The organism is Duganella sp. OV510 (assembly GCF_900100205.1).
Classification (GTDB): domain Bacteria; phylum Pseudomonadota; class Gammaproteobacteria; order Burkholderiales; family Burkholderiaceae_D; genus Rugamonas.
Genome location: NZ_FNEQ01000010.1, coordinates 47,529 through 70,217, shown reverse-complemented (window position 1 = coordinate 70,217; position 22,689 = coordinate 47,529). Strand labels below are relative to the sequence as shown.

The 22,689-nt window shown below is 63.7% G+C and carries 17 protein-coding genes; 16 read left to right on the top strand and 1 reads right to left on the bottom strand.

Translation table 11 applies throughout. The annotated features are described in order from the left end of the window. The first annotated feature begins 1 nt into the window (after position 1). The 16 genes from ccmA (at position 2) to BLS51_RS23290 (ending at position 20,831) form a co-directional block, all read left to right on the top strand. Positions 2 to 697 (top strand): cytochrome c biogenesis heme-transporting ATPase CcmA, encoded by a 696-nt coding sequence (gene ccmA, locus BLS51_RS23365; protein ID WP_090189972.1) that lies wholly within the window; start codon positions 2 to 4, stop codon positions 695 to 697. Continuing rightward, entirely contained in the window at positions 694 to 1,350 is a 657-nt protein-coding gene (ccmB, locus tag BLS51_RS23360) for a heme exporter protein CcmB (protein WP_090189970.1), read from the top strand. Before ccmA ends, ccmB begins: the two co-directional genes overlap by 4 nt. A 14-nt stretch (positions 1,351 to 1,364) precedes the next feature. Continuing rightward, on the top strand, positions 1,365 to 2,105 hold the full coding sequence (gene ccmC, locus BLS51_RS23355; protein ID WP_373994356.1) for a heme ABC transporter permease CcmC: 741 nt from the start codon (positions 1,365 to 1,367) through the stop codon (positions 2,103 to 2,105). Beyond that, positions 2,102 to 2,260: a heme exporter protein CcmD gene (gene ccmD, locus BLS51_RS23350; RefSeq protein ID WP_090189965.1), complete on the top strand. Its 159-nt coding sequence runs from the start codon at positions 2,102 to 2,104 to the stop codon at positions 2,258 to 2,260. Before ccmC ends, ccmD begins: the two co-directional genes overlap by 4 nt. Next, a complete protein-coding gene (gene ccmE, locus BLS51_RS23345; protein WP_090189962.1) occupies positions 2,250 to 2,687 on the top strand; it encodes a cytochrome c maturation protein CcmE in 438 nt (145 codons plus the stop codon). Before ccmD ends, ccmE begins: the two co-directional genes overlap by 11 nt. Next, positions 2,684 to 4,639, top strand: a complete 1,956-nt coding sequence (locus tag BLS51_RS23340) for a heme lyase CcmF/NrfE family subunit (RefSeq protein WP_090189960.1) — start codon at positions 2,684 to 2,686, stop codon at positions 4,637 to 4,639. Before ccmE ends, BLS51_RS23340 begins: the two co-directional genes overlap by 4 nt. Next, complete coding sequence (locus tag BLS51_RS23335) at positions 4,636 to 5,175, top strand: DsbE family thiol:disulfide interchange protein (RefSeq protein ID WP_090189958.1); 540 nt, start codon at positions 4,636 to 4,638, stop codon at positions 5,173 to 5,175. Before BLS51_RS23340 ends, BLS51_RS23335 begins: the two co-directional genes overlap by 4 nt. Then, complete coding sequence (locus tag BLS51_RS23330; RefSeq protein WP_090189956.1) at positions 5,168 to 5,608, top strand: cytochrome c-type biogenesis protein; 441 nt, start codon at positions 5,168 to 5,170, stop codon at positions 5,606 to 5,608. Before BLS51_RS23335 ends, BLS51_RS23330 begins: the two co-directional genes overlap by 8 nt. Then, positions 5,605 to 6,873: a c-type cytochrome biogenesis protein CcmI gene (gene ccmI, locus BLS51_RS23325; RefSeq protein WP_090189954.1), complete on the top strand. Its 1,269-nt coding sequence runs from the start codon at positions 5,605 to 5,607 to the stop codon at positions 6,871 to 6,873. The genes BLS51_RS23330 and ccmI overlap by 4 nt, the downstream gene beginning before the upstream one ends. A 111-nt stretch (positions 6,874 to 6,984) precedes the next feature. Continuing rightward, complete coding sequence (locus tag BLS51_RS23320) at positions 6,985 to 7,803, top strand: hypothetical protein (RefSeq protein ID WP_090189952.1); 819 nt, start codon at positions 6,985 to 6,987, stop codon at positions 7,801 to 7,803. Between the two features lie 6 nt (positions 7,804 to 7,809). Further along, a complete protein-coding gene (locus BLS51_RS23315; protein ID WP_090189951.1) occupies positions 7,810 to 9,258 on the top strand; it encodes a cytochrome c3 family protein in 1,449 nt (482 codons plus the stop codon). Then, positions 9,255 to 11,228, top strand: a complete 1,974-nt coding sequence (locus tag BLS51_RS23310; protein ID WP_090189949.1) for a heme-binding protein — start codon at positions 9,255 to 9,257, stop codon at positions 11,226 to 11,228. The genes BLS51_RS23315 and BLS51_RS23310 overlap by 4 nt, the downstream gene beginning before the upstream one ends. A 1-nt stretch (position 11,229) precedes the next feature. Continuing rightward, positions 11,230 to 13,293 (top strand): SH3 domain-containing protein, encoded by a 2,064-nt coding sequence (locus BLS51_RS23305; protein ID WP_090189947.1) that lies wholly within the window; start codon positions 11,230 to 11,232, stop codon positions 13,291 to 13,293. Between the two features lies 1 nt (position 13,294). Continuing rightward, positions 13,295 to 17,056, top strand: a complete 3,762-nt coding sequence (locus tag BLS51_RS23300; protein WP_139168775.1) for an LVIVD repeat-containing protein — start codon at positions 13,295 to 13,297, stop codon at positions 17,054 to 17,056. Further along, positions 17,053 to 18,402 (top strand): multiheme c-type cytochrome, encoded by a 1,350-nt coding sequence (locus tag BLS51_RS23295; protein WP_090189945.1) that lies wholly within the window; start codon positions 17,053 to 17,055, stop codon positions 18,400 to 18,402. Before BLS51_RS23300 ends, BLS51_RS23295 begins: the two co-directional genes overlap by 4 nt. A 2-nt stretch (positions 18,403 to 18,404) precedes the next feature. Beyond that, the gene (locus tag BLS51_RS23290) at positions 18,405 to 20,831 is read left to right on the top strand and encodes a cyclic nucleotide-binding domain-containing protein (RefSeq protein WP_090189943.1); all 2,427 of its coding nucleotides are present in this window, start codon (positions 18,405 to 18,407) and stop codon (positions 20,829 to 20,831) included. On the opposite strand, the gene BLS51_RS23285 is transcribed toward BLS51_RS23290, so the two are convergent. Continuing rightward, on the bottom strand, positions 20,815 to 22,689 hold the full coding sequence (locus tag BLS51_RS23285; protein ID WP_090189941.1) for an alpha/beta hydrolase family protein: 1,875 nt from the start codon (positions 22,687 to 22,689) through the stop codon (positions 20,815 to 20,817). The genes BLS51_RS23290 and BLS51_RS23285 overlap by 17 nt on opposite strands.

Genomic DNA, 22,689 nt, shown 5'->3' with positions numbered 1-22,689 from the left:
GGTGACACTGCAAGCCCTCGACCTTTGCTGCGTTCGCGGAGAGCGCCGCCTGTTCAAGGGCTTGTCGTTGTCGCTGACGGCAGGCCAGGCGCTGCGCGTACGCGGCGCCAATGGCAGCGGCAAGACCACTTTGCTGCGTACCTTGGCTGGCCTGGCGCAGGCCGAATCGGGCGAGGTGCGCTGGCAAGGACGCGCGATTGCCGCTTGCCGCGATGTGTATCACGCGCAGATGATTTACCTCGGCCACGCTGCCGCCGTGAAGGACGACTTGCTGGCGTGGGAAAACCTGGTCTACGCGGCGCGCCTGAACGGGCGCGTGCTGGATCGTTCTGCCGCCGAGCAGTCGTTGACGGCACTGGGCCTGGGCCGCGCCGCGCAATTGCCGGCGCGTTCGCTGTCGCAGGGGCAGCGCAAGCGCTTGTCGCTGGCACGCCTGCATGGCGTGGAAGGCCAGGCCGCGCCGTTGTGGATACTCGATGAACCATTCAATGCGCTCGACCAAGACGCCGTCGGGGCCCTGTGCGGCGCGCTCGATCAGCACTTCGCCCGTGGCGGCATGCTGGTCTACACCACCCATACCGACCTGGCGCTGAACCCGTCGCAAGCGCTGGAGATGAACCTCGACCGCCCTGCGCTATCCGCGCCGGGCGCACCAACCAACGCAGCGCCAGCCGCGCCACCCAAGGCGGCGCTATGATACGCGCCTTCCTTGGCGTGATCCGCCGCGACCTGCTGCTGGCCTTGCGCAACCGCGCGGACGTGCTGGCCTCTGTTTTCTTCTTCATCATCGTGGCCGCGCTGGCGCCGCTTGGCCTCGGTCCCGAGCCGGCCATGTTGCGCACCATCGGCCCCGGCATGCTGTGGATCGCCGCGCTGCTGGCCTCCATGCTGGCGCTGCACCGCCTGTTCGCACAAGACCACGCCGACGGTACCCTCGAACAACTGCTGCTGTCGCCGGAACCTGCTACCTTGCTGGTCGCCGGGAAAATCCTCGCGCACTGGCTTACCACCGGCATCCCGCTGATTATCCTGTCGCCGCTGCTGGCGCTGCAATTCGGCCTGCCCGCCGAACAAGTGCTTATCCTGCTGGCCAGTCTGCTGCTCGGCACGCCGATTCTCAGTCTGATCGGCGCAATCGGCGCCGCGCTCACGCTGGGCGTGCGTGGCGGCGGCGTGCTGATAGCGTTATTAGTTTTGCCACTCTATGTGCCGATCCTGATTTTCGGCGCCGGGGCAACTGTGGCGCCAGATCCACAATCACACTTGTTTTTACTGGGAGGCCTACTGGCAGCCGCACTAGCACTGGCCCCGTGGGCCACTGCGGCTGCCCTGCGCATTGCTTCGGAGTGAACAGTGTTGATACAATGTCCACAATGAAAAACAGCTTGCTCTATCGCTACGCCTCACCGCAACAGTTCTATCCCCTCGCTGGCACATTGATCCCATGGTTGTCCGTACTGGCCGTCTTGCTGACGGCCGCCGGCCTGTACGTGGGTCTCGTGCTGGCGCCGACAGACTGGCAGCAAGGCGACTCCTACCGCATCATCTACGTCCACGTGCCTGCCGCGTGGATGTCGATGGTGATTTACCTCGCCATGGCCTTTTGGGCCGGCCTCGGCCTGGTGATGAACACGCGTCTGTCATCGATGATGGCCAGCGCCCTCGCGCCTACCGGCGCCATGTTCACCGTGCTGGCATTGTGGACCGGCGCCCTGTGGGGCAAGCCGACGTGGGGCGCGTGGTGGGTATGGGATGCGCGGCTGACCTCCGAATTGATCCTGCTGTTCCTGTACATCGGCTTCATGACCCTGCAATCGGCGATCACCGACGCGCGCCGCGCCGACCGCGCGGGCGCCGTGCTGGCCCTGGTCGGTGTGGTCAACATTCCGATCATCTATTTCTCCGTCAAGTGGTGGAACACCCTGCACCAGGGCGCCTCCATCAGCCTGACAGCCGCGCCCAGCATGGCCCACGTGATGCTGGCCGGGATGCTGCTGGTGACGCTGGGCGCATGGGCTTACAGTTTCGCCGCCGCGCTGGCGCGCCTGCGCTGCATCATCCTCGAACGCGAGAAGCGCAGCCCATGGCTGAAGGAGGCCGCATGAGCGAATGGCTGCACATGGGCGGCTACGGCTTGTATGTGTGGGGCTCCATCGGCGTCTCGCTGCTGCTGCCGCTGTGCGAATACCTGGCACTGCGCCTGCGCCGCCGCGCCGCGCTGGAACAACTGAAGCATCAACAGGACCACGATGAAACCTAGACAAAAGCGCCTGGCGCTGGTGGCGGCGGGCCTGGCCCTGCTGGCGCTGGCGGCTTGGCTGATCTCGTCCGCCTTCCAGAAGAACCTGGTGTTCTCGGTGACCCCGACCGAAGTGTTGGCCAGCCCTGACCATGCTCGCAACCTGCGCATGGGCGGCCTGGTGGAGAAGGGTAGTTTGCGCCGTGAAGGCGATGGCGTGACCGTGGACTTCTTCATCACCGACATGGTGCAGCGCGTGCCGGTGCGTTACAGCGGCATCCTGCCGGACCTGTTCAAGGAAGGCAAGGGCGCCGTGGTGCAGGGCAAGCTGGGGGCGGACGGCGTCTTCACCGCCACCGAGGTGCTGGCCAAGCACGATGAAAACTATATGCCGCCGGATGCCGCGCGCGCACTGAAAGAGGCCGCAGAGGCCAAGGACAAGCAATGATTCCAGAAATAGGTTCCTTCGCGCTGATGCTGGCGTTTTGCGTCGCGCTGCTGCAAGGCGTGATGCCGTTATTTGCCTCGTTGCGCGTTGAGCGTTCCGCTGCCGCCCGCTGGATGGCCGTCGCGCGGCCAGCGGCTTACGCGCAAGCCTTGCTGGTGACTTTCGCCTTCGCCTGCCTGGTGCAAGCTTTTGTCGCCAACGACTTCACGGTACTGTATGTGGCCTCGCACTCCAACTCGCTGCTGCCGCTGCACTACCGCATCTCCGCCGTGTGGGGCGGGCACGAAGGCTCGCTGCTGCTGTGGATCCAGATCCTGGTGCTGTGGACTGCCGCCGTCGCCGTGTTCAGCCGTCAGTTGCCGGCTGAAGTGGTGGCCCGCGTGCTGGGCGTCATGGGCCTGATCAGCGTCGGCTTCCTCGCCTTCATCCTGTGGACATCGAATCCCTTCGAGCGCCTGCTGCCGGGCGCCATGGAAGGCCAGGACCTTAACCCGCTGCTGCAAGACATCGGCATGATCGCGCACCCGCCCTTGCTGTACATGGGCTATGTCGGCTTCTCGGTGGCGTTTGCATTTGCCATCGCCGCGCTGATCGGCGGCCAACTGGATGCCGCCTGGGCGCGCTGGTCGCGTCCATGGACCTTGATCGCCTGGACCTTCATGACGCTGGGGATTTTCCTCGGCAGCTTCTGGGCCTACTACGAGTTGGGCTGGGGCGGCTGGTGGTTCTGGGACGCGGTGGAAAACGCTTCCTTCATGCCATGGCTAGTCGGCACGGCGCTGATCCACTCTTTATCTGTCACTGAAAAACGCGGCAGCTTCAAAAACTGGACCGTGTTGCTGGCGATCATGGCGTTCGCGCTATCGTTACTGGGCACCTTCCTGGTGCGCTCCGGTGTGCTGACCTCGGTGCACGCCTTCGCCACCGATCCCAAGCGCGGCTTGTTCATTCTGGTGTTCCTGGCGCTGGTGGTCGGCTCGTCGCTGCTGCTGTACGCCTGGCGCGCGCCGCAAGTTGGCTTGGGCGGCCGCTTCGCCTTGTTCTCGCGCGAGTCGCTGCTGCTGGTGAATAACGTGCTGCTGGTGGCCGCCGCCGGCACCGTGCTGCTGGGTACCCTGTACCCGCTGTTCCTTGATGCGCTGGACATGGGCAAGATCTCGGTTGGTCCGCCGTACTTCGAAACCGTATTCGTGCCGCTGATGGCGCCGATGCTGCTGTTGTTGGCCATCGGCCCCTTCCTGCGTTGGAAACAGGCCGGTTTCAAGGACGTGCGCAGCCTGCGCGTGGTCGGTGTCGCGGCCGTGCTGCTGGCGCTGGCCGCTGCCTTCGCGGTGGGTGCTTCGCCATTGCTGGTGATGGGCCTTGCGCTGGCGGCGTGGATCTTGCTGGGCAGCGTGTGGCACTTGCTGCAACGCCTGCGCGTGTTTGAAGATAATCGCACGCGCTTCAGCCATCGTTTGTCCACGCTGCCAAGTAGCTACTGGGGCATGCTGATTGCGCACGCTGGCATTGGCGTGTTCGTGATCGGCGTGACGCTGGTGAAGGGCCGCGAGATTTCGCACGACGTGCCGATGCAGAGTGGCGACATGCACCAGGTTGGCGACTACAACTTCCGCTTCGTCGGTTTGCAGAACGTCGAAGGCCCCAACTATTCGGCGGTGCGCGGCACCTTCGATGTTACGCGCAACGGCAAGCACATCACCACGCTGCTGCCGGAGAAACGCCAGTTCGCATCCGGCGGCATGCCGATGACGGAAGCAGCGATTGATCGTGGTCCAACGCGCGACTTGTATCTCGCGCTGGGCGAGGAGGTCAAGCCGGGTAACTGGATCGTGCGTATCCAGCACAAGCCGTTCGTCGCCTGGATCTGGGCCGGTGCCTTATTGATCGCCTTCGGTGGCCTGCTGGCGGCGCTGGACAAACGATATCGCCTGAAGAAAGGCAAAGCATGAAGCGCTTTATTCTGCCGCTGGGCGTCTTCGTTGCGCTGCTGGGATTCCTGTGGGTGGGCTTGCGCCTGAATCCGCGCGAGGTGCCGTCGCCGTTGATCGACAAGCCTGCGCCGGCGTTTGCGCTGGCCCAGTTGCATCTGCCGGAGCGTCAGATCGGCACGCGCGACATGGCAGGGCAGGTGTGGATCTTGAACGTGTGGGCGTCGTGGTGCGTAGCTTGCCGCCAGGAGCACCCGGTGCTGATGGAAATGGCGCGCCTCAAGCTGGCGCCTATCGTTGGCCTCAATTACAAGGATAGCCGCGACGATGGCATCGCCAACCTGCAGCGCGCGGGTGATCCGTACATGGTGTCGGCATTTGACCAGGATGGCCGTGTCGGCATCGACTACGGCGTCTACGGCGTACCGGAAACTTTCGTGATCGACAAGCGTGGTGTGATCCGCTACAAGCAGATCGGCATCCTGACGCCCGATGTGGTCACAGGAAAGCTGATTCCGCTGATCGAGAAACTGAACAAGGAAGCCGGCCATGGTTAAGCTGATTGCGGCATTGATGATGACGCTGGCCCTGGCGGCGCATGCCGAGGCGGATCTGGACAAGCGTGCGGCAGCGCTGGAGGAAGAGTTGCGTTGCCTGGTTTGCCAGAACCAGACCATCGCCGATTCGCACGCCGGCCTGGCGTCGGACTTGCGGCGCGAGGTGCGCGAGCAACTGGCGCAGGGCAAGTCGGAGCAGGAGGTATTGGACTTCATGGTGCAGCGCTATGGCGATTTCGTGTTGTATCGGCCGCCGGTGAAGTCGACTACCTGGTTGCTGTGGTTTGGGCCGTTCCTGCTGCTGGCTGCGGGGGCGCTGTTGCTGGCGTCCCGCTTGCGGGCGGCGCGTGCGCGCGCAGCCGAGGCGCCGCCATCGGAAGAAGCATTGCAGCGTGCCCGCGCGCTGCTGGATAACCACAAGGAGCAGCCATGAACGGCTTTGTATTTGTAGCCGCCGTGATGTGCGTGCTGGTGTTGTGGCTGATTTTGCGTCCCCTTCTGTCGCGTCGCGATGCGGCTGCTGCACCGCAAGCCGATCAGCTGAACCTGGCCGTTCTGCGCGACCAACTGCGCGAACTGGAGGCAGACCGCGAGCAGGGCAGCATCGATGCCGAGGCCTACCTGGTCGCCCGCCGCGAACTGGAACAACGTGTCGCTGAAGATGTACATCCCGCCGCAACTCCGGCTGCATCGGCTGCCGGCGCCTCGACGCCAGCGCCGCGCTGGCAAGCCGCCGCACTGGCGCTGGTGCTGGTCGCTGGCGCTGGCATGCTGTACGCCTCCCTCGGTACGCCGCAAGCCTTGAGCGCACGCGGCGCTGCGGCGACTGTGGCCGCCGGCCAGGCGCTTGATCCGCATACCAGCAGCGAGGCCGAAGCCATGGTCGCCAAGCTGGCCGAGCGCATGGCACGCGAGCCGCAAGACCCGAACGGCTGGGCACTGCTGGCACGCTCGTACAGCGCCATGGGCCGTTTTGTCGCCGCCAGCGGCGCCTATGCGCGCCTGGTCACCCTGATCCCCGACGACGCCCAGGTGCTGTCCGACTATGCCGACGTTCTCGCCATGACGCAGAATCAGAAGCTGGCCGGCGAACCTGAGCGCCTGCTGAAGCGCGCGCTCGCCGCCGATCCGAAAAATGTCAAAGCCCTGATCCTGTCGGGCGACGCCGCCTTCGAACGCGCCGACCACGCCGCCGCCGCGATCCATTGGCAAGCCGCGCTGGCCAACGCCGCGCCCAACTCGGAGTTTGCCCAGATGGCGCGCGACAACCTGGCCCACATCGGCGCACCGGCGGAAGGCGCGGCTGTCACGGCGCCGCCAGCCGCCGCCGCACCGGCGGTTGCCACCTCGCCAGCGGCTGCCACCGCCATCAGTGGCAGCGTTGAACTGGACCCAGCCCTGCGCGCCCAGGTGGCGGATGGCGACACCGTCTTCATCGTCGCCAAGGCCGCCGATGGCCCGCGTTTCCCGCTCGCCGTCCTGCGCAAGCAAGTACGCGATTTGCCGCTGCAATTCACCCTCGACGATAGCATGGGCATGATGCCCGGCGTGACGCTGTCGCAGTTCGACCAGCTGGTGGTCACCGCGCGCATCTCGAAAAGCGGCAACGCTATCGCCGCCCCAGGCGATCTGGAATCGCCTCCACAGCCCGCAAAACCAGGCCAGACCCGCATACAGTTGCGTATAAGCCCCAAATAAAAAAATCGTCAAATTGCCCATGTGAGTCAGTGTTAGACTGCTCGCATATAGTTGACTATTTGCAATTATATTTAAATAAACTGACACCAGCCCATCGCCAGAAGTCACCTTATGTTGCAAGACAATTTCATGTCATTCCAGCGTTTTCGCTACGCCAAGTGGGCCATCGCCCTGCTGGTGCTGTGCATTGCGCTGTACGTTCTCGATAATCCGCCGTTGAAGCCCGGCGGCGGCACCATCCTCGGCTACGGCCTCGGCACGGTGGGCGCGCTGCTGATCGTGTTCCTGCTGCTGCTCGGCGTGCGCAAGCGCGCGTATGCCTCGCGCATGGGCACCCTGCGCGGCTGGCTGTCGGCCCACGTCTACCTCGGCCTGGCGTTGGCGGTGGTGGCGACGCTGCACTGCGGGTTTGAATTCGGCTGGAACATCCACACCTTCGCCTACGCGCTGACCATGGCCGTCATCATCAGCGGCGTCTGGGGCGTGGTGCTGTACCTGTACCACCCGTCGTTGATGGGCGACCTGCTCGACGGCCGCACGCTGGATCAGATTGCGCAGGACCTGCGCGACCTCGATGACCGTTGCCGCATGCTGGCGCAAGGCCGTCCGCCGGCGCTGCTGGCACTGGTGGAGGAGTCGGCTGCCGGCCAGATTTTCAACCAGCGCCGCCAGCGGCTGACAGGCCGTAACCGCCAATGCGCCACCGCGCGCGTGCTGGCGCGCCTGCGCGAAGTGGGCGACCAGGCCGACCCCAACGCCAACGAAATCTACACCATCCAGTTTCGCCGTCTGCAACAGCTCAAGCGCATACGCTCATTCGTTCGCCTGCGTACCTTGACGGAAATCTGGCTGCTGTTCCATGTACCGATCTCGATTGCACTGCTGGTCGCACTGACCGCGCATATCGTCTCGGTTTTCTTCTACTGGTAATCGTTTATGCAAGCTCGTAACAACGATAAGCTCCAGCAGGAGATCGATGGTCTGCAACGTCCGCTGGTCGGGCGTCGCTTGATGTCGTGGATGGCGTTCGTGCTGGTGCTGCTGGCCTGCCTGGTGCTGCCGGTGATGGCGTCGATCTGGCCGTCCGCGTTTCACCCTGTGGAGGAGAAGACCGCCAAGCTGCGCCAGACGCCGCACGCCGCGCCGGTGCTGGCCAGTGGCTTCACGCGTGCCTCGCCCACCGCGCTGGGACTGGATGCACAATGGAATCCTGGTACGCTGTCGGCATCGCACCAGCCGTTCGGCCTGGATTGCAAGTCATGCCACTCGAAACCATTCCAGCAAGTACAGGACAAGGATTGTCTCGCGTGCCACAAGGGCATAGGCAATCACGTCGCCGATAAAGTTGCGTCGATGCCGGCGCTGCACGAAACGCGTTGCGCCACCTGTCACCGTGACCACCAGGGGGCGGAGGGACTGGTATCACAGAACCGCCGCTACATCGGCGCTGGCTGCGCGTCCTGCCACGGAGACCTGGAGAGCAAGCTGCCCGGCACGCAGGTCGCCAACGTGAAGGACTTCGCCAAGGCGCACCCACAGTTCCGCGTGCAGGTAGCTGCATCCGAGACGACCTTTGTGCGTTTGCGCCAGAGCAGTGTGCCGATCACGCAGGCAAATACACTCAAGTTCCCGCACGATATTCACGTTGCTGCCGGTGGCATCGCCGGCCCGAATGGCAAGACCAGGCTGGAATGCGCCAGCTGTCACCGACCGAACGCCGGCAATGATGGCTTCGAGCGCGTCAGCATGCAGCGCGATTGCCAGTCCTGCCATACGTTGGCGTTTGAACCGGCGTTGTCGCAGCGGCAGGTGCCGCATGGTTCGGTGCCCGAGGTGCTGTCCACGTTGCGCGAGTTTTACAGCTACGTTGGCGGCAGCAAAGTGGCGCTCGATACGCCGCCGGCGGGTGGCAAGGTGTTCACGGTGCGTCCGGGGATGCAGGATCACCCTGCGTCCAGTTTCGTGCGCGGTCCGGGCGATGCGCGTGCACGCGCAGCGGCGGCGGCCACCGAGCTGTTTGAGAAAACGTCATGCATTGTTTGCCATAGCGTGAACCGGGTGGCGGGACCGGGCAAGGCGGGAACGCCGGGTGCGGATCTGCCGCAGTGGCAGATCGCGCCGCTGGCACCACAACATGCATGGATGCCGAAGGCCACTTTCAACCATGCCGCACACCGGCAGGCGCCTTGTGCTGATTGTCACCTGGCTGGCAAGTCGGACAAGGCCAGCGATGTGCTGATGCCGACTATCAAGGAATGCCGTGATTGTCACGCTGGCACCGAGCCAGTCGTCGGCAAGGTCAAGTCGGACTGTGCGATGTGCCATGGTTACCACATGCCCGATCTGCATACCGGCGCAAAATCAGTGAAAGCGATGAAGCCATGAGCGCGGGATTGAATATACGCGGCACCCCTCAGACCCGCACACCGTTGGCGAAAGCAGGCGCACTGGCGGTACTGGCTTTGCTGGCTGCCTGCAGTGGTGGCGGCAGCAGTAGCGGCAGCAGTGGCAGCGGCAGCAGCCCAACGCCCACCAACTCCGGCAGCTGCTTCACCCCGGCCACTACGCCACAGTCGATGACGGCGGCGGAAGTGGAACAAGTGCTAGCACAAGGCGCGGAAGCCGCGTCCAGGCTCGGCGCCAAGGCCACCATCGCGGTGGTCGACCGTGTCGGCAACGTGCTGGCCGTGTACCGTATGACTGGCGCCGGCGCCACGGTGGATATCTTGAGCGGCAGCGGCAAGAACAGCGCCGATAGTCCGCAAGGCCTCGACGGCCTGAGTGGCTTGATCGGCTCCGACCTTGCCGCCGTGGCGAAAGCGCTGACCGGCGCCTACCTGTCCTCGTCCGGCAACGCCTTCAGTACGCGCACCGCGAGCTTCATTGTGCAGGATCACTTTGTACCGGGCATTGCCAACACGGCCGGTGGCCCGCTGTTTGGCGTGCAGTTCAGCCAGCTGCCGTGCGGCGATCTGGTACAGCGCGGCGCCGGCATCGGCATCGGCCCGAAGCGCTCGCCGCTGGGTCTCGCCGCCGATCCAGGCGGCTTCCCCTTGTACAAAAATGGCCGCGTAGTCGGCGGCGTCGGTATCATCGCGGACGGCGTGTATGGTCTCGACCCCAGCCCGACCACCAGCGGCGCGGACCTGGATGAACGTATCGCCCTGTCGGCACAAAGCGGCTTCGCCGCGCCGGACTGCATCCGTGCGGATCGCATCACCGCCGGCGGCGTAACGCTGACTTACGCGAACACGGCATCGCAGCCGGTCGCCGTAACGGCCACGCGCATCGGTGGCATGCCCGGCAGCCTGCTGGTGGTGGACGGCTACTACGACGGCACGGTCATCCTGGCCGGCACGGCGTTTGGCGAGGCGGCATCCGGCTTTATCGCGCAAGGCAGCACGCAAGTCCTGGTGAATGCCGCGCAAGGCAATCGCTATCCTGCCAGCGCTTCGCTTGCACCGCTACCGGTGGCATCCGGCGGCGCAGGCATGAGCGCGGCGGAAGTGCAGGAAGTGCTGTCGCAAGCGCTGGGCGTGGCCGCGCAGGCGCGTGCCCAGATCCGGATTCCGGTCGGCTCGGCGGCGGAGGTCACGGTATCAGTGGTTGATACTGCGGGCCATGTGCTCGGCCTCGTGCGTAGCGGCGACGGCCCGGTATTTGGCGTCGACGTCTCCCTGCAGAAGGCGCGGACGGCGGCGTTCTTCTCGTCGGCCGGTGCATCGGCAGCGATTTCCGCCTTGCCGCAGCTGGGCTACTTCAATGGCTCGCTGAAGCAGGGCGCCTTGTTTGGCGTGGATGGCTACATGACGTCGTCGCGCAGCTTTTTCGGGAACCCGGCCGCGTTCAGCGATGGCATGGCGTTTTCGGCCCGGGCCATCGGTAACATCGCGCGGCCGAATTTCCCTGACGGGATCGATGGCAATCCGGCCGGCCCGCTGTCCAAGACCACGGCCACCTGGAGTCCGTTCAACGTCGGCTTGCAGCTGGACCTGGTGTATCCATCGCTGGTGGGGGCGATCCTGTCACCGTCCGCCGCGAACCGCAGCTGTACCGGCAATGCCATCGGGTTGGACAACGGCATGCAGACCTTCCCCGGCGGCTTCCCGATTTATCGCGGCACGACGCTGATCGGTGCGATAGGCGTATCCGGCGATGGCGTGGACCAGGATGACATGGTTGGCATGCTGGGCGTGTCGCGCGCGGCGGCGGTTCTGAAGACCGGCATCGGCCACGCGCCGGCATCGCGCCGTGCGGATACATTGACGCCGCTGGGCCGCAACCTGCGCTACGCCCAGTGTCCGCAGGCGCCGTTCAACAACAGCACAGAGCAGAGCGTGTGTGATGGAATATAAGATGACACGCTCCCTCCGCCTCGTCCCGACACTGCTTGGCGCGGCGGCCCTGGCGATGGCCGATGCGGCGGCACAAGCCCCCGTGCCGCAGCCAGTCGCGCCGCCGGCTGCGTCGCCAGTCGTGCGCGCGCAGCAATTACAGATATTGGCCGTCACTGTACCGGTGCGCGCCGAGCCTTCGGCCGCGTCGCTGGCACTGGCGGAGATGTCGCGCGGTGCGGTGATCGGCATCCTCGATCAGCGCGGCGAGTGGTACAAGGTGCCGCTGGATCCACAGCGCGCCGGCTGGATACACATGGCGCCGGCGGAATACGGCGAAATGACGATTGAGGTGTTCGATGCACCGGCTGGTGCGCGCACCGACACCACTGGCAGCGATATGGAGCACGGCATCACGCCGGCACGGCCCGGCGCGGCCGGCGTGCCGCAAGCTACCGTCCTGCCGACCATCGACCCGTCGCAAGTACCGCCGCCGCAAGCCAACCTGCCGCGCGAGTCCGTGTCCGTGCCGGACCGCTGGCGCCTGATGCAAACCCTGGGGTTCAAATTCCCCTGGTACGACCCGTATAACCAGAACGTCCTGAAAGCCGATCTGCCGGTCCTGAAGCAGTACGCGCCGGACCTGTTCTTCAACCTGGGTGTGGTCTCGGACTCGTTGCTGGAACTGCGCCGCCTGCCGACACCGGTGGCCGGCCAAATCGGCATCGCACCCGGCGCAAACGACATCTTCGGCCGTGGCCAGCAAACTGTCATGGTGCAAAACCTGGTGCTGAACCTGGGGCTGATCAAGGGCGACACCACGTTCCGCCCGCCAGACTACGAACTGCGTTTCGTCCCGGTGTTCAACTTCAACCGCGCCTTGGTGCAGGAGGCGGGCGCGCTGCGCATCGATCCATCGCGGGGCAGGCGCCGCAGCGATAATTTCGTCGGCATCCAGGAGATGTTCGCTGATGTCCATTTGCGCAACGTCTCCGACCGCTACGACTTCGACAGCGTGCGTGTCGGCATCCAGCCGTTCACCAATGACTTTCGTGGCTTCCTGTTCCAGGACTCGCCGTTCGGCGTGCGCCTGTTCGGTAACCGCGACAACAACCGTTGGCAGTACAACCTCGCCGCCTTTGCGCGGATCGAGAAAGACAGCAACAGCGGCTTGAACGCCGTCGGCAAGGGACTGCGCAAGGACCAGATCTACCTCGCCAATTTGTACCGCCAGGATTGGCCGTGGATCGGCTTCACCTCACAAGCGAGCATCGTCCACAATCGTAATCAGGAAACCGATAAAACCTACGACACCAACGGCTTCCTGGTGCGCCCGGCCTTCCTCGGCGACCTGCGCTCGCACCGCTACCACGTTACCTACCTCGGCTACAGCGGTGATGGCCACCTCGGTGCATGGAACCTGGCCACGTCGACCTACCTGGCGCTGGGCCACAACGAACACGATCCGCTGGCGCACAGCGGGCAGAAAATCCGCGCCGGCTACCACGCCAGCGAACTGTCGCGCGACTTCAGCTGGATACGCGCGCGCGCCTCGCTGGTGCTGGCCTCCGGCGACAAGGACCCTTATGACAACAAGTCCACCGGCTTCGACGCCATCATGGAAAACCCGCAGATCGCCGGCTCCGATACCAGCTTCTCGATCCGTCAGGGCTTGCCGCTGATCGGTGGTGGTGGCGTGGCGCTGTCGGGCCGCAACGGCATCCTGCCGTCGCTGCGCTCGTCGAAGGATGAAGGGCAGTCCAACTTCGTCAATCCCGGTCTCGCATTGATCGGCGTCGGCGCGGACATGGACCTGGCGCCGGAGTTGCGCGTATTCGGCAACGTCTCGTATCTGCGCTTCATGGAAACGCGCGTGCTGGAAGTGCTGCGTGCGCAAGCGATACCGTCGAAAGAGATGGGCACCGATTTCTCGGTCGGCATGCACTGGCGGCCATTCTATAACCAGAACGTGATTATCAATAGCTCCGTGGCTGCGCTGCGGCCCGGCAAAGCACTGAAAGCCCTGTACGGCGACAAGCAGGGCACGCTGTATTCCGTTTTATTCAACATGGTACTGAGTTTCTGATATGAAGGCGTTCAAACAAATCCTCGCACTGGCGCTGCTGCTGATGGCAGTGGCGGCGGTCTCGCTGGTGAGCGCCAATTCGTCGGCGGTATTGACGCTGCGCGAGTACGTCATGGCGCCCGCCGCACCGGCCGCGCAAACCGAGAAGCAGGCTGACGCCAAATCGTCCGGCTGCCTGAGCTGCCACACCGTCACCGACCGCCACACCATGCACGCCAATCCCGGCGTGGTGCTGGGCTGTACCGATTGCCACGGCGGCAATGCGTCCGTGGTGGGCGAAGGCAAGCCGGATAGCGCGGCCTATCGCTCCGCACTGGACGCGGCGCATATCCTGCCACGCAACGAGAAGTACTGGCAGTACCCATCGTCGGCCAATCCGCAAGGTTCTTATGCGAAGCTGAATCAGGAACACCCTGCCTATATCCGCTTCATCAATCCTGGTGACCTGCGCGTGGCGCGTGACGCTTGCGGTGCGTGCCACCTGCCGATCATCCAGGCACAGGAACGCAGCTTGATGGCGACGTCCGCCATGCTGTGGGGCGGCGCCAGCTATAACAACGGCATCCTGCCGTTCAAACGCTACATCCTCGGCGAGTCGTACACGCCCGAAGGCGCAGCTGCGGCCATCGTCAATCCGCTGCGTGTGGATAACGAACTGTTTGTCCACAAGGGTATTCTTGACCGGCTATATCCTCTGCCGGCGTGGGAAACCATCGCACCTGCCGACGTGTTTCGCGTGTTCGAGCGCGGTGGCCGCGTCATCAACAGCCAGTTCCCGGAGATCGGCTTGCCGAACAGCTCCGGCACGCTGCAAAAACTCGATGAACCGGGCCGCCCGGATATCCACCAGTCCAATCGCGGGCCCGGCACCGGCGGGCGCATCGCTGTCCCTGCCATCAACATCACCAAGACGCGCCTGAACGATCCGCACCTGTGGTTCCTCGGGACGAACGAGCAACCAGGGGACTACCGCTCGTCCGGCTGCACCGCGTGCCACACCATCTACGCCAATGATCGCGATCCGCTGCACTCCGGTCCCTACGCGGCGGCTGGCAACAGCGGCATGACCCGAACCGTTGATCCGACCATTCCGAAGAATCAGTCCGGACACCCGATCAAGCACGAATTCACGCGCGCGATTCCCTCGTCGCAGTGCATGACCTGCCATATGCACCAGCCGAACATCTTCGTCAATTCGTTCTACGGCTACACGATGTGGGACTACGAATCGGATGCACCGTCGATGTGGCCGAAGAAGCAGAAGTACCCGACCGACGCCGAGATTCGCACCATCCAGGCGCGAAACCCGGAAGAGGCGGCCACGCGTGGCAACTGGGGCGATCCTGAATTCCTGAAGAACGTCTCCGGCCTGAATCCAACCCTGAAGGATACGCAGTTCGCCGACTACCACGGACACGGCTGGAACTTCCGTGCCATCTACAAGCGTGACCGCAAGGGCGCACTGCTTGATGCCAAGGGAAAGATCATTGACGATAACGATCCCGATAAATTCAAGAAGACCGTGCACCTTGCCTCGATCCACATGGAAAAGGGCATGCAGTGCGTGGACTGTCACTTCTCGCAGGATGCGCACAGCAACGGCCATATCTACGGCGAGGTCGCGGCGGCGATTGAAGTGGATTGTATCGATTGCCATGGCAGCGCCACGCGCTACCCGACCCTGCGCACCAGTGGCCCTGCGGCCAAGCCAGGCGGCATGGACATGTCGCTGCTGAAAACGCAGGACGGACGCCAGCGTTTCGAATGGCGCGAGGGCCGCTTGTACCAGCGCGCCGCCACCGATCCGAAAAAGGAATGGGAAGTCAGCCTGGTGAAGGATTCGGTCAATCCGGCCAACCCGCACTACAACGAGAAAGCTGCGCGGGCCAAGTTGATGAGCGCTGGAGCGGAAGGCCAGCAGGGCAAGTGGGGACCGGGCATCGGCAAGCTGGCGCACGATAACGACAAGATGAGCTGCCATAGCTGCCATCTGTCGTGGACCACCAGCTGTGCCGGTTGTCACCTGCCGATCCAGGCCAACTGGAAGACGGAGCGTTTGCACTACGAGGGTGGCGAATCGCGTAATTACGCATCCTACAACCCGCAGGTAGCGCGCGACGATATGTTCCAGCTGGGTGTGGCCGGCCCGGTCAAGGGTTCGAAGATTACGCCAGTACGTTCCAGTTCGGCGCTGGTGCTGTCGTCGGTGAACGCCAACCGCGAGAAGATCTACATCCAGCAGCCGCCAATTGCGGCCAGCGGCTTCTCGTCGCAGGCGTTTGCGCCGCATTACCCGCACACGGAGCGCAAGGAAGAGACCAAGACTTGCTCCGACTGCCACGTCTCCAAGGCCAACGACAACAACGCCATCATGGCGCAGTTGCTGCTGCAAGGGACCAACTTCGTCAACTTCATCGGCTACAACGCGTGGATCGGTGAAGCGGGCCACGTGGAAGCGGCGACCGTCACCGAGTGGGACGAGCCGCAGGCGGTGAAAGGCAGCTATCTGCAGCGCTACGCTTACCCGGATTGGTACGAGCAGCACAAGGCGCGCAAGATGGAGCTGACCGAAACGCACTCGCATCCCACCGATGGCGCGGCCAACTGCCTGCAACTGCGCGGCGAATACCTGTTCACGGCAGAAGGCAAGGGCGGCCTGCGCGTGTACGATGTGGCCAGCATCGCCAACAAGGGTGTGTCGCAGCGCATTGTCACCGCGCCGTATTCGCCGCTGGGCCAGAACACGCAAGTAACGTCGAAGAACGCCACTTGCATGGCGCTGCCGACCAACCAGCCGATCGCTCCAACGCGCAATCAGGGTGACTTGATGCGCGTGACGAACCAGGAGCAGGCTTTCCACCCGATCTACCACTACGCCGCCATCAGCGACGCGCAAGAGGGTTTGATCCTGGTGAACGTGGACACGCTGGCCGACGGCGAGGCGCGCAACAACTTCCTCAAGCGCGCGCTGACCTGGAATCCGAACGGTTTGCTGAACGGCGCGCAGCACATCGTGCTGGGCGGGCATATCGCCTACATCGCTGCCGATGCCGGCATGGTGATCGTTGACCTGGATAATCCGTTGAAGCCGCGCCACCTGGCGACCATTCCGCTGGATGGCGCACGCGCCTCGGCGCTGCAATTCCGCTACCTGTTCGTGACCGACAAGAGCGGCCTGCGCGTGATCGATGTCACGCTGCCGGCCAAGCCGGTGCTGCTGCCGGGCCGCGTGGCGCTGGCCGATGCGCGCAAGGTGTACCTGGCGCGTACCTATGCTTACGTGGCGGCGGGCCGCCAGGGACTCGCCATCATCGACGTCGAGAAACCGGCGGAGCCGAAGGTCTATCAGATGTTCGATGCGGACGGCCAGCTGAACGATGCGCGCGACGTGATCGTCGGCTCCACCAATGCCTCGCTGTTTGGCTACGTGGCCGATGGCGCCAATGGCTTGAAAGTGCTGCAACTGACGGCGCCCGACACGCAGCCGCGCTTCTATGGCTTCTCGCCGGAGCCGAAGCCGCAGCTGATCGCGTGGAGTCGCACCCGCTCGCCGGCGCTGGCCTTGTCCAAGGGCCTGGACCGCGACCGTGCGGTGGATGAAACGGGCGGCCAGATCGCGGTATTCGGCCGCATCGGCTCGCGCCCGTTCAACGCTGCGGAAATGGCCAGACTGTATTTACGGCCTGATTCACAGGTGTGGACTGTGAGCGATCAGGGTGTGCCTGGCGATTACGTGCCGCGCACGCAGAAAGGAAAGAAATGAAACGCATGCTGTCCGCCTGCCTGATGCTGGTCTGCGGACTGGTGCTGGCCGCCAGTTCGAGCACCACGCAGGTACTGCCCAACGCGTCGCCGCACCAGTCGGTGGGCACGGTCAACTGCGCCAGCAGCACTTGCCACGGCGCGGTCGCGCCATGGACCGGCTCCAACGTGCAGCAGAACGAGTACACCACATGGCTGCGGCTGGACAAGCACGCCAAGGCTTATGCCGTGCTGTTGAACGCGCAATCGCGCTCCATCGCCGCCAAGCTGGGTCTCAAGCAGGGCGCCGAGAACGCGCAGGAATGCCTGGACTGTCACGCCCATAATCCACCGCCTGCGTTACGCGGCGAGCGTCACATGCTGTCCGACGGCGTTGGCTGCGAAGCTTGCCATGGCCCGGCCGACAAGTGGATCCGTTCGCACACGGCGCCCGGCGCCACCCATGCGGATAATGTCGCCAAGGGCATGTATCCGACTGAAAAGCCGGTGGAGCAAGCCAGGTTGTGCCTGTCCTGCCATGTCGGCGACAGCAGCCGCTTTGTCTCGCACCGCCTGATGGGCGCCGGCCACCCACGCCTGAGCTTTGAGCTGGACACCTTCTCCCAGCTGGCGCCGGCCCACTACAAGATCGACGACGATTGGCGGCAGCGCAAAGGTGATTACGACAGCGTGCGCCTGTGGGCCATCGGCCAGGCGCTGGCGTCCAGGAACCAGCTGGATGCGCTGACCGATCCGAAACGCGGCCGCGACGGCCTGTTCCCGGAACTGGCGCTGTTCGATTGCCACGCCTGCCATCACCCGATGAGCGAGAAGAAGTGGTCGCCACGCCTCGGCGTGGGACCGGGGCGCATGCGCCTCAACGACAGCAATCTGCTGATGCTGCGGGCGATCGTGCGCGCTACCGATCCAGCTGGGGCGAATGCCTTCAGCGACCAGGTGTCGCAGCTGCACCACGCGGTCGCGGGCAGTACCGCTGCACGCGGTGCGGACCCGCTGGCACTGGCGGCTACGCTGTCGGCCACCATCCAGCGTGTCATCGTCAAGCTGGAACAGCAGCGCTTTACGCCCGCCGTGCAGCGTGCCGTGTTGCTCGGCTTGATTGATGAAGCCAGGCGTCAGCAGTTTTCGGACTATGCCGGCGCGGAGCAGGCCTACATGGCTATCTCCAGCCTATCCTCGTCGCTGGCGAAGCAGGGCGCGCTGGGCGGCGCCGCCGGCGTGGCGGAGATGAACCGCAAGCTGGCGACGCTGCGGGTGTCGCTTGCCAATGAGGATGCGTTCAAGCCGGACGTCTTTGCGAATGGCCTGCAAGGGCTGTCGCGCACCATTTCACCGAAGTCGAATTAATCATGGACGCTACTGAACTGTACGAGATCGTTATCGTTGGCTCCGGGCCGGCTGGCCTGTCCGCCGCCGCCCGCGCCAAGGCACTCGGCGTGCGCCACGTGCTGCTGGAAACGCAGCCGCACCTGTCGGACACGATCTACCAGTACCAGAAGGGCAAGCACGTGATGGCCGAACCGGGCATCCTGCCGCTGCGCAGCGATCTGAGTTTCGGCGCCGGCAAGCGCGAGGCGCTGCTGTCCACCTGGAACCAGGAGATGTCGCGGCAGGGCGTCAACGTGGAGCACGGCCAGCGCGTGAGCGCTATCGAGCGCGATGCCGACAGCGGCATCTTCACGCTGACCAGCGAGGGTGCCGGCGGCAAGCGTAGCTGGCAATCGCGCACCGTGATCCTGGCCATCGGCCTGCAAGGGAATATCCGCAAGCTGGGCGTGCCGGGCGAGGATTTGCCGAACGTGCAGTACACCTTGTCCGACCCGGATGAGTTCTCGGGCGAGACCATCGTGGTGGTTGGCGCTGGTGATGCCGGTATCGAGAATGCGCTGGCGCTGGCCGAGAAGAACACGGTCTACATCTTGAACCGGCAGGAGGAATTCGCCACCTGTAAAGAAGGTAATCGGGTGCTGATTACGGCGGCGGAAAAAAGCGGCAAGATCAAGGTGCGCTACAGCGCGTCCACCAAGTTCATCGAGACTGCCGGGGACACGCCGCTGCTGTTTGTCTTCAACGGCAAGCACGGCGAGGAATCGGTACACGCGCACCGCGTGATCGCGCGTCTCGGCGCGACGCCGCCGCGCAAACTGATCGAGAGCTTCGGCGTCGTGTTCCCGAATGCGAATCCGGCGTCCACGCCGGCGCTGTCGGATACCTATGAGTCCAATGTGCCGGGCCTGTATATTGTTGGTGCGTTGGGCGGCTATCCGCTGATCAAGCAGGCGATGAACCAGGGCTACGAGGTGGTGCAGACCATCGTCGGCAAGCCGGTGCAGCCGGCGGACGAAGCGCTGCTGCGCGAGAAGCTGCAACCGTGGCGCCCGGACCGGCAGGTATCGCAAGTGATTGAGGAGATCAAGGGCGGCGTGCCCCTGTTTAATCAGGTGACGACCTTGCAGCTGCGCGAGTTCATGCTCGAATCGACCTTGCTGACGCCACGCAAGGGCGACATCGTATTCCGCAAATTCGACTACACCAATACCTTCTATTCGATTCTGCAAGGCACGGTGGAAATTGAGTTGACCGGCAACGACGGCAAGGTGCGCAACATCAAGCTGGATAAAGGTCAGTACTTTGGCGAGATGGGCTTGATCTCGGGCCGTCGCCGTACCGCCACCATTCGCGCCGGCGCCAACTGCGTGCTGATGGAAACGCCACGCCGCACCATGCTGAAGCTGATCGCCTCGGTGGACGATGTGCGCAAGCGCATGGACATGGTCTTCGTGCGCAACGCAATCTATAACTACCTTGGCAATATGCTGTCGCGCACCGCGATTGATGCGCTGGTGGCGGGTGGTGTCACGGTCAAGCGTTTCGAGGCCAAACAGACGCTGTTCAAGGAAGGCGACCGGGCCGACGGCATGTACCTGATCCGTCGCGGTTCGGTCACGGTATCGCGCAAGGATGAAGCGCGTGGCGGCGAACGCATCTTGTCTTATGTCGCTGCTGGCAATTACGTCGGCGAGATGGCGCTGTTGCGCGATGCACCGCGCAGCGCCACAGTGACAGCCACAGTGCTGACCGAAGCACTGGTGCTGGATGCGGAAACCGTGCGTGACCAGCTGATCGCCAACCCGAGCTGGCGCAAATCGGTTGAAGACCAGGTGATTTCGCGCACCGAGCAAAACGTTCTGCTGGAGCATACCAAGCGCCGCGACGGCGACTTGATGCAGTTCTTGCTGGGGCAGGGCGTGGGCGAGGCGTCGGATGTTTTGCTGATCAACGAGACCATGTGCATCCAGTGTAATAACTGCGAAACCGCGTGCGCCGAAACCCACAACGGTACCTCCCGCCTGAAGCGTGCGCTGGGGCCGACCTTCGCCAATATTCACTTGCCGACGGCCTGCCGCCATTGCGAGAACCCGCACTGCATGAAGGACTGCCCGCCGGATGCCATCGGCCGGTCGCTGCAAGGGGAAGTGTTTATCAGCGATGCCTGTATCGGTTGCGGCAACTGCGAGCGCAATTGCCCTTACGGCGTGATCCAGATGGCAGTGGACAAGCCACCGAAGCGCGGCGGCGGCTTATCGTGGCTGCTGTTTGGCCTCGGTGCCACGCCCGGCGAGCGCCAGGCCGATTACGATCCTGCGGTGCAGAAGAAGGCCGTCAAGTGCGACTTGTGCAAGGACTTGAAAGGTGGCCCGTCCTGCGTGCGCGCCTGCCCAACCGGCGCCGCGATCCGCATCTCGCCGGAGAAGTTCTTCAAGAGCCAGGCCTAATTGGCGCGGCCGCACCGATGTTCCGGCCGAGGAAGGCTTCGATGTGGCCCCACAAGTCGATGCGATTGTGCTGCGTTTTCCAGTCTTCTGCACTGGACGAATATTCCAGCCACTCCACCCTGTGATTGGTGGCCGATAGCTTCTCGTAGAATTGGCGCCCATCGCTGAATGGCACGTGGCGGTCGTTCTTGCCATATGCGAGCAGCACCGGCTGCGTGATGCGGGTGGTGTCATGCACCCTGGCCTGGTTTGCCTTGAGGTCTGCGTCGCTGTTGGTGATAACGCCGGACCAGCTGATTCCGCACTTGAACAGTGCCGGGTCGAGCACCAATGCCGTCATGGCGGCATGCCCGCCGTAGCCGCCGCCGGCGATGCAAACCCGTGCAGGATCGGTATGTCCTTGCGCTGCCGCCCACTTGACGGCATCCGCAATATCTTTCTGGGCGTCGGAAAGGCTCCACTGTTTTGCTCCCGCCGCTTCATGCGCCGCGCCGAAACCCCTGATGCCGCGTGGCTGCGGTTGCAACACGGCGTACCCGCGGGAGACGAGGAACTGCACTTCGTCATTCCATTCCCAGTTGGCGGTTCGGTGCGACTGCGAATCGCCAAGTAGCACCACGGTCGGCAGCGGCTTCGCTGCTGCGCCGGCGGGCAAGGTCAGGTAGAGCGGGATGTGGGCGCCGTCGCGCGCCGGAAAGCGTGCCATGCGCATAGGCGCCATCTGCTGCGGATCAATGGCGGGACGGGCTGCGCCTAGTTGCAGCAGCTTTTTGGTCTCGCGGTTGTAGAGCAGGTACAAGTGATCATGCACATCGCTGTGCACATCGACCAGCACATACGGCGTGGCGCTATGCTCGCCGTAGGAAATGGTGTTGACTGTATGCGGCAGTACCGCATCCACTTCCTCCTGCATCGCCTTCATGGCAGGCTCAAACCATACCGTGTTTTCGGAGTCGCTGTTGATACGGAAGCCCAGCAGCTTGCGGTCGTCCAGCAGGAAGTAGCCGTCCGCATCGAAACCGGGCACGGAGATCATCGGCGAGGCTTCCAGCGCTTTCTTTTCCAGATCGTAGCGGTAGATCGACGATTCGTTCCTGCCGTTGCGGGCGCGGACATACAGCTTGCCTTCCGCGAACAGCAGTGGTTCGAACGCTTCCGGCGCCGAGGGGAGGAAGCTTGCCAGTTCACGCCAATCGCCGTCAAGGTAATGCACGGTGTCCTTGCTATCGAGGCGCGTCACCGCAATGCGGACATCTCCGTCTGAATCGACCAGCCAGCGGTAAGTATTGCGTGGCACCTGGACGTCGGTTTGTTGCCTGGTTCGCGTATCGATACGTACCAGTGATTTGTTGCCGTCGGTATCCGCAGGCGAAAACATCGCTTCTGATTTGCGGTAGCGGAAGCCGTATTGTGTGGCTGCGGCGTAGTAGTCGGACTTGTTGTAGCTGGTGTCGGCAAAGGAGCGTGGCTGCAGGACGGTGAACGACAGCACCTTGAAATTTTTGCCGTCGCGGTCCACCGCATTCAGGGCCGGACGGCTCATGACACCGTCACGGTCGGTATTAATGGTGTAGTAGACCAGCCGCTTATCACTCTGCCAGAAGAACATATCGACATCGGCGTTGCTGAAATTGGCGACGGTTTTTTGTTGGTGCGTCTCCGTGTTCACCACGGTCAGCATGCTACGGCCGGCATCTGAGCGCGTGCGCAACAGGACGTTGCGGCCATCCGGCGCGATGGCTGCGCCGGTGATGTTGGCCTTGCCGAAGAATTTTTCGATGGCGATGGACGAGATATCCGCCGCCTGCGCCAGGCCGGTAGCAAGCGCGCAAGTGGCGAGCGCGAAGAAAGGTCTCAT

Coding starts and splice junctions, on each gene's coding strand:
- ccmB (WP_090189970.1), top strand. CDS start 694: ATGATACGCGCCTTCCTTGGCGTGATCCGCCGCGACCTGCTGCTGGCC.
- ccmC (WP_373994356.1), top strand. CDS start 1,365: ATGTCCACAATGAAAAACAGCTTGCTCTATCGCTACGCCTCACCGCAA.
- ccmD (WP_090189965.1), top strand. CDS start 2,102: ATGAGCGAATGGCTGCACATGGGCGGCTACGGCTTGTATGTGTGGGGC.
- ccmE (WP_090189962.1), top strand. CDS start 2,250: ATGAAACCTAGACAAAAGCGCCTGGCGCTGGTGGCGGCGGGCCTGGCC.
- BLS51_RS23340 (WP_090189960.1), top strand. CDS start 2,684: ATGATTCCAGAAATAGGTTCCTTCGCGCTGATGCTGGCGTTTTGCGTC.
- BLS51_RS23335 (WP_090189958.1), top strand. CDS start 4,636: ATGAAGCGCTTTATTCTGCCGCTGGGCGTCTTCGTTGCGCTGCTGGGA.
- BLS51_RS23330 (WP_090189956.1), top strand. CDS start 5,168: ATGGTTAAGCTGATTGCGGCATTGATGATGACGCTGGCCCTGGCGGCG.
- ccmI (WP_090189954.1), top strand. CDS start 5,605: ATGAACGGCTTTGTATTTGTAGCCGCCGTGATGTGCGTGCTGGTGTTG.
- BLS51_RS23320 (WP_090189952.1), top strand. CDS start 6,985: ATGTTGCAAGACAATTTCATGTCATTCCAGCGTTTTCGCTACGCCAAG.
- BLS51_RS23315 (WP_090189951.1), top strand. CDS start 7,810: ATGCAAGCTCGTAACAACGATAAGCTCCAGCAGGAGATCGATGGTCTG.
- BLS51_RS23310 (WP_090189949.1), top strand. CDS start 9,255: ATGAGCGCGGGATTGAATATACGCGGCACCCCTCAGACCCGCACACCG.
- BLS51_RS23305 (WP_090189947.1), top strand. CDS start 11,230: ATGACACGCTCCCTCCGCCTCGTCCCGACACTGCTTGGCGCGGCGGCC.
- BLS51_RS23300 (WP_139168775.1), top strand. CDS start 13,295: ATGAAGGCGTTCAAACAAATCCTCGCACTGGCGCTGCTGCTGATGGCA.
- BLS51_RS23295 (WP_090189945.1), top strand. CDS start 17,053: ATGAAACGCATGCTGTCCGCCTGCCTGATGCTGGTCTGCGGACTGGTG.
- BLS51_RS23290 (WP_090189943.1), top strand. CDS start 18,405: ATGGACGCTACTGAACTGTACGAGATCGTTATCGTTGGCTCCGGGCCG.
- BLS51_RS23285 (WP_090189941.1), bottom strand. CDS start 22,689: ATGAGACCTTTCTTCGCGCTCGCCACTTGCGCGCTTGCTACCGGCCTG.